The 7,216-nt window shown below is 53.5% G+C and carries 7 protein-coding genes; 3 read left to right on the top strand and 4 right to left on the bottom strand.

The annotated features are described in order from the left end of the window. The first annotated feature begins 385 nt into the window (after positions 1-385). Positions 386-757: a DUF4834 family protein gene (locus tag QZ311_RS08930; protein ID WP_297066859.1), complete on the top strand. Its 372-nt coding sequence runs from the start codon at positions 386-388 to the stop codon at positions 755-757. Here QZ311_RS08930 and QZ311_RS08925 read toward each other — a convergent pair. The 4 genes from QZ311_RS08925 to bioB form a co-directional block, all read right to left on the bottom strand. Next, positions 721-1,899 (bottom strand): DegT/DnrJ/EryC1/StrS family aminotransferase, encoded by a 1,179-nt coding sequence (locus QZ311_RS08925; protein WP_297066857.1) that lies wholly within the window; start codon positions 1,897-1,899, stop codon positions 721-723. The genes QZ311_RS08930 and QZ311_RS08925 overlap by 37 nt on opposite strands. Before the next feature lie 81 nt (positions 1,900-1,980). Then, entirely contained in the window at positions 1,981-3,090 is a 1,110-nt protein-coding gene (locus tag QZ311_RS08920; RefSeq protein WP_297066855.1) for a hypothetical protein, read from the bottom strand. A gap of 113 nt (positions 3,091-3,203) precedes the next feature. After that, a complete protein-coding gene (locus tag QZ311_RS08915) occupies positions 3,204-3,965 on the bottom strand; it encodes a HesA/MoeB/ThiF family protein (RefSeq protein WP_297066852.1) in 762 nt (253 codons plus the stop codon). After that, complete coding sequence (bioB, locus tag QZ311_RS08910; protein WP_297066849.1) at positions 3,962-4,948, bottom strand: biotin synthase BioB; 987 nt, start codon at positions 4,946-4,948, stop codon at positions 3,962-3,964. The genes QZ311_RS08915 and bioB overlap by 4 nt, the downstream gene beginning before the upstream one ends. A gap of 229 nt (positions 4,949-5,177) precedes the next feature. Between bioB and QZ311_RS08905 the strand changes: the two genes are divergently transcribed. Further along, the gene (locus QZ311_RS08905; RefSeq protein WP_297066847.1) at positions 5,178-5,714 is read left to right on the top strand and encodes a hypothetical protein; all 537 of its coding nucleotides are present in this window, start codon (positions 5,178-5,180) and stop codon (positions 5,712-5,714) included. Positions 5,715-5,734: 20 nt separating this feature from the next. Further along, positions 5,735-7,048, top strand: coding sequence for a hypothetical protein (locus QZ311_RS08900; RefSeq protein WP_297066845.1), 1,314 nt, complete (start codon positions 5,735-5,737; stop codon positions 7,046-7,048). The last annotated feature ends 168 nt before the right edge of the window (positions 7,049-7,216 follow it).

Genomic DNA, 7,216 nt, shown 5'->3' with positions numbered 1-7,216 from the left:
ACTAAGAGGGTATTTAATAACAATAGTTAAAATCTGAGTGGTGTATCTTTTAGGTAAATTGTTGTAAGCGAGGAAGAAGCATAGCGCGCTATGCGACTGACGAGCTTCAACAATTTAGCAAAAGAGACACCAAGGCTTGGGTAACTTAAAAATTTTTATTCATGAAACATCATACAGAAGAAAAGACAATACCATCGCCTCCGAAAGTTTTGAGTGTCTATGACTCTTCATTTCAGTCACATAGCGCGCTATGCTCCTTCAATTCAGAGCCATATCCATCTCAAAACTTTCGCTCAGATTTTAACTATTGTTATTAAACACCCTCTAATACTATTCCTGCCGATTGCAGTGTCATTGGCAGGCCAAAAACATTTGTTGAGTTAACATGACTTTTATAGCTACAATCATAATCATTTACCTCGTGTGGCTTCTGGTAAAGCCCATGCTGATGCGCTATGCCCAGCGCAAATATCAGGAGAAGGTTAATGATATGTTCAATCAGGCGTTTGGCGGCGGCAGGTCTGCATCGTCGTCCTACGGCCCGTTTTCATCTCCAAGTAATGATGCGCCGCCTCGTCGCGAAGCGCGCAACTATCCCCGCAGGAAGAAAAAAATATTCTCCCGCGACGAGGGAGAATATGTTGAGTTCGAGGAAATCGAGGTGACGGCTGATCACCGTGCGGCTTCAAGCCCGGATTCGACTTATACGCCAAGAGAGCCTCAGGTCAGCGATGCCGACTGGGAGGAAATCAGATAGGCGATTTCATCGACAATCATTTTGACATCTTCCGGTGTCACCCAAGGACCGGAAGGGAGGCAGAGTCCGCGGCCGAAGAGGTGTTCGCTGACTCCGTTGACGTATGCAGGTGCGTCGGCATAGACCGGCTGAAGGTGCATCGGCTTCCAGAGGGGGCGCGTCTCGACATTGAGCCGTGCCAGATGTTCGCGCACATCGTCAGTGGTTATGCCGGTGATTTCAGGGTCGATTTCGATGGTCGACAGCCAGTAGTTTGCATCTGAATCAGCGTTTGGATTGGCATGATAAGTCACCCCCTCCATATCGGCTAAAAGTTCCTGATAGATTGATGCCAGCATGCGGTGGTGGGCGATATGCTTGTCGAGTACTGTCATCTGGCCGCGTCCGATGCCGGCACTTATATTGCTGAGGCGGTAGTTGAACCCGATATGCTCGTGCTGGTAGTAGGGGAATGGTTCGCGTGCCTGAGTAGCATAGAATATAGCGCGTTTCTTGGCTGCGGCATCGGGACAGATGAGCGCTCCGCCACCGGAGGTGGTAATCATCTTGTTGCCGTTGAAACTGAGGATTCCATAGTGGCCGAACGTGCCGCACTCGTGTCCCTTATATGTAGAGCCGAGAGCCTCCGCGGCATCCTCCACCACTGGAATGCCCCATTTCTCACCGACGGCACAGATTTCGTCGATGCGGGCCGGCATGCCGTAGAGATGGACCGCGATGATTGCTTTGGGCTTACGTCCTGTCTTGGCTACGCGGTCGGCTATGGCTTCGTCGAGCAGGGCCGGATCCATGTTCCAGCTTTCCGCCTCGCTGTCGACAAACACAGGCTGTGCGCCCTGATAGACAATCGGGTTGGCTGAGGCCGCGAATGTGAAGCTCTGACACATCACTTCATCGCCTTTGCCTACGCCGAGCATCACGAGGGCCAGATGTATGGCGGCTGTTCCTGCCGACAGGGCCGCGATTTCCTTGCCGCTACACGACGGGTCGGTGTCGATGATACGATGTTTGAGGTCTGCCTCAAAGCCGTCGACGTTCGGTCCGAGTGGCACGACCCATTCCTCGGCGAAAGCCTCGTCGATGAAGCGCTGTTCAGCGCCGCTCATGCGGCACATACATAGGTGGATCCGTTTATTTTCCATATTGATTTATTTAAAAAATGAGTATGTTGCATAGCCTCCGGTGGAGGATGCGACATACTCATATATGTTTGTTGACCGGATTTATCCGATTTCGCGGGCAAACTTTTCAGCTGCCTGACTGAGAAGTGCTATCTTTGACCACTGGGTCTCGTAGTTGAGTCCCTGACGTTCGCGGTTGCTCACCTTGAAGCCGCATGTCGGGCTGACAGACAGAAGGCTGACGGGGATATAGCGTGCCGCTACACGGATGGCTTCTACTATGTCGTCGACGCTTTCGAGGTTCGGAAGCGAGCCGTCGACAATGCCTATGATGGCACGTTTTCCGGCAGGAATCCAGCGCACGGCCTCTATTTCCTGAGGCGACGAGATGGCGAAGGGAAGCAGGAATGCGTCGGCGTCGACCTGTTCGAGCATCACACGGAGATGTGTGAGTTCCTTTTCGTCAAACCAGCGTGGGATGCGTGTCTCGTCGGCGGCTATACTGAGTGTTATCTCAAGGTCAGCGGGACGGCCTTCGATAGTGCGGTTGATGATGTCAAGCAGGGTCTGTGTGACCTTGTCGGAGTCAACGCCGCCAAGGAGGAGCAGGCGGTCGAAATCAGGGTCGCTGAGTCGGCCCCACACACCGGTGTCGAGCTGGATGTGACGGCATCCGCGACGATAGAATTCCTCGATGGTCTTGCGGTAGGCTTCCACGATGTCATCGAGAAGAGTCTCGGGCGATGCGTATGTCTTTGATATGTCACCGTTACTTCCGAGAAGTATGCGCATGTAGAGTTCGCCCGGCGAGGGAATGGTCTGGCGCACCTCGGCGCGTCCGGCCGTCAGTTCCTGCATGTGGGAATATTTTTCGAAAAACGGATGGGCTTCGTTGTATTCGATGCGTCCTTCGAAGCGGAGCAGGTCGTGGCGCACCACCTCGTCCTGATGGACATAACCGGTGTCGATGCGGTCGCGGCTCATGCCGTTGAAACCTTCCCAAAAGTCGCGAGCCCAGCTTTTGCGACGCATTTCACCGTCGGTCACAATCTGCAGGCCGGCTTCGATTTCCCTGTCGATCAGGCTGTCAATCACCTTATCCTCAATCGAATGATAGACTTCTTCACTGAGGTTGCCGTGGATTTTTTCGTTAAGAGCGTTTTCAAGTTCCTCGGGAGGAAGAAAACTGCCCACGATTTCAACTCGGGGCATATTTGCTAAAGTGTTGCTCATTTTCAGATTTAATTATCAGACTAATAGTTAGAAATCGAGTGCAAAAGTAGGTATAAATGATATACTATAATTAAACACGTTGTTAAAAATAGTTAACCATGTTGGCACTCGCATGTATCTATTGGGCTGATAGCAAAGGTGTTGAACTGCATGGTGACGGCATCAAACGTAAGTATTCGGTTCAGTAGCGCGTCGCCTGTCCCGACGAGGAGTTTGACAGCTTCCGTGGCCTGTAGCGACCCGATTACACCGACGACCGTGTTCATGATTCCGTTGATGGCACACGGCAGGTCGGCATCAGGGTCGGTGGTCGACGGGTCGAAAATGCAGCGGTAGCAGGCTGTCCCGGCCTTGTGGCTGAACACTTGTCCCGAGAAGCGCGACACTGCTCCGAAGACCATAGCTTTGCCCGTTGCCACACATGTGTCGTTTATCAGCAGGCGTGTCGGCAGGTTGTCGGTGCAGTCTATCACGAGGTCATAGTCCTCCATTATAGTCATGGCATTCTCGCTGTCGAGCATTAGCGGGAGCGTGGCGACGTTTATGTGTGGATTGATGGCCCGTAGCTTTTCGGCTGCCGAATCGACTTTCAGGCGGCCTATGTCGGCTGTGGTGTGTATCACCTGACGCTGCAGGTTGCTGAGACTCACCGTGTCGGCGTCGAGCAGGCCGATAGTCCCGACTCCGGCCGCTGCAAGATAGAGGCTGACGGGGCTTCCGAGTCCGCCTGCGCCAACGATGAGCACACGGCTTTCGGCAAGACGCTGTTGGCCTGCCAGATCAATCTCGCATAGCGACAGGTGGCCGCGGTATCGTATCTTCTGTTCCTTGCTTAGCTCGGTGGGATTTTTCATTCTTCTGGAGTTTCAAAATTGTAGCCACATTCGCGTATCATAGCGATATCCTCGTCTATCTGCGAGCCTATGGTGGTCAGCAGATCGCCCATGATGCTTCCGTTGATACCTATGCGAAGAGCCTTGCGTTGGGTTTCGCGGTCGATGAGCGCGCGTCCGCCTGCAAAGCGTAAGACAGCATGGGGATGTATCATTCTGAATATTGCCACCGTCTGGAGTATGTCGCGGCCGGTGAGTGGGTCGGCGTTTTCAAGCGGAGTCCCGGGGATGGGGGAGAGGACATTGATTGGAATCGAAACCGGACGGATGCGTCTGAGCGTGAGGGCGAATTCCACCCGCTGTTCCATTGTTTCGCCCATGCCGATGATGCCGCCGCTACACACCTCCATGCCTGCCTCGCGGGCGGCTTCAATGGTCTTTATCTTGTCGTCGATGGTGTGGGTTGAGCACAGGGTGGGGAAGTGGGACGGGGCAGTCTCGAGATTGCAGTGATAACGCTCCACACCGGCCTCGTGCAGCCGTCGGAGCGACTCGCTGTCGAGCAGCCCCATTGATGCGCAGAGCCCCATGCCGCTTTCGCGCTCCGACAGTTCGCGGTAATAGTCACACACGGTGTCGAGAGCCTTTCCCGAGAGTGTGCGTCCACTTGTGACGAGCGAGAACCGACCGATTCCACGCCGGTGGTTATAGTCGGCAAGCTCCATGCAGGTGTCATGGTCGACAAGCTGGTAGACGGCTATATCGGTCTTGTGGTGGGCCGACTGGGCACACCATTTGCAGTCTTCGGGACAGCGCCCCGAACGGGCGTTTATGATGGAGCACGAATCAAAATCGCGGCTGCCGAAACGGTCGGTGATTTCAGCGGCGGCTTCCAAGAGTTCTTCATATTCATCCGTGGTGAGTGTTGCGAGGCTCATTGCCTCAGCTTCGGTCAACTCACCGCAGTTGAGCACTTTTTCTTTAAAATGATTTATAGGACTCATGATGTAAGAGTGTGACAATAATTATTTTATATGTCTGTAGTCTGGTGGTTATGTGAGTCAGGAATTGCCTTGACAGCGTCCTGTGTGGCTGCAAAAATACGAAAAATAACGACCTCTTTTGTATTATCGCACCAAAACCCGCTGTCCGTCATCATAATTTTGCGTCACAGTTCCCGTTTTTCTCTGATTCAATTGATTGATAAATCCCTCATCCCAAATCCTTGAACCAATGCATCTCCGCCTCACCCCCTCACGCATGCTCGACCTGTGGATGCTTCATTCCGGTTATTCGCCGTCGCTCACCGATGCCACCTTCAGGCGCAACGACGGCATCGACACCTCTGCCATCCATCTTGCAGAAATGAAACAGTGGTACAGACGCCTGCTTCTTGAAGCCCCGGCCTCATGTCTCGTTGCCGACGATCTTTCAAAATCCGTCATCCTTTCTCCAACGGCCGATGGGGCAGCCGTGATTGACCTGCCACTGTCGGTTGTTAGAATTGTCAGGGTGCGTCTTGATTCGTGGCTCACCTCTGCGCGGATTATCACGAGCCCTACCCATCCGGCCGCCATGCGTCAGCTCCATCCCTACACACGTGCAACGCCGTCGCGGCCGGTGGCCATCTTCCACGACAATCGCTTGCGTCTTTATCCTGCCGCCGCTTCAGGCGAATCGATCAGCACGTTGCTCTGTGTCAGTTACGACGAGGATGAATACCGCCTCGACGATTCGGCCTTCGCAACCATTCATCCACGCCCTGTATAATCTCTTAAACAGCTTTTTTAATGTTCTCCTCCAATTCCAGCCTTCTTGACGAGGCGTTCAGCGCTTGGAAACGCCATGCCGGACTGCGGTCTATGCGTCGCGGTCTTATGCGGCACACATATGGCGACCAGTGGAGCGACCTGACGCAGACTGCCTCCGGCCAAACGGTCAGCGAGTATGAGAAAGCGCGCATGGCCGGCATGCGCCCTCTCACCAACAATCTGCTCCGCGCATTGGTCAAAAGTGTCGTCGGGCGTTTCCGTTACAACGTCTCGCAGTCCGAATCCACTTCGTCACAGCAACTACTTGATGTCCATCGGATAAATCTGCTGACAGAGCTCGACAGCCGTGCGCTTGAAGAGTTTCTTATTTCCGGGATGGCCATACAGCGTGTCGTCTATGAAAACCGTCCTCCTGAGGGGGCGGGAGTCTGGGTCGACAATGTGAATCCCGAACACTTCTTCTGTACCCCATTCCGCGACCCGCGTGGAAGCGACATCCGTCTTGTCGGCATGCTCCACGACATGACTCTCGACGAGCTTCGACTCCGTTTCGGGCACAATTCACGCCGACGTCACCGTTATCTTGAAAAAATCTATCGCCATGTGTCGGCCGACGGGCCTTATCTCTCGTCTGTGGCATGGGGCGGACAAGACGCGGCTGATACAAAATTTTATTCTTCCTCCTCACCGGGCTTCTGCCGGGTAATAGAAGTGTGGACCTACGACATCGACCCTCACCATCCTGTCGAAGACCCACACTGGCATTGCCGTTTCCTCACGCCTGACGGGAGCGTGATTGACCATTCGCGCTCGCCGCTGAAATCGGGCGCACATCCCTTTGCCCTGAAGTTTTATCCGCTGACCGACGGTGCTGTCCATCCTTTTATCGAGGATCTGGTCGGACAGCAGAAACACATCAACACTCTCATCACTACTATCGACCATATTCTTGCCAACAGTGCCAAAGGTGTGCTGCTTATGCCGACCGACGCTCTGCCGCCGGGACTCGACATGGAAAAAGTGGCCGACATCTGGAGTCGTCCCGGCGGGGTGATTCCTGTCAACCCAACCGCACGCCGTCTGCCTGTCGAGGTGACAGCTGCCGGACGCAGCGAAGGTGCGGCGAAGCTCTTGGAGATGGAAATGCAGATGTTTCAGCAGATTTCAGGGGTGACCTCGGCGCTTCAGGGCATGACTCCGGGCGCTAACGTGTCGGCTTCGCTCTATGAAAGTCAGGTCTACAACTCGGCCATAGCACTCCTCGACGTGTATGAGAGTTTCAATTCCTTCCGCACCCTGCGCGACCGCATAGTCATTGCATTGTTGTCGTGATTCATGCGAAGTGGGTGGAAAACGCCGTCGGTTAACATCTTTTTACAGACCTGTACATGCTTTTTACCATATATCGGTTGTAGATTTGCCAACACAAACCGACATAAAAACCTCACGCCGGAAAATTAATAGTGGTATAATAAAAATTCTTCCCCCTTTTGATTTTAA

The sequence above is a fragment of the uncultured Duncaniella sp. genome, from assembly GCF_910578445.1.
In the GTDB taxonomy this organism is placed as follows: domain Bacteria; phylum Bacteroidota; class Bacteroidia; order Bacteroidales; family Muribaculaceae; genus Duncaniella.
Note: the sequence above shows the minus strand (reverse complement) of the source record. Positions and strands in the feature narration are given on the sequence as shown.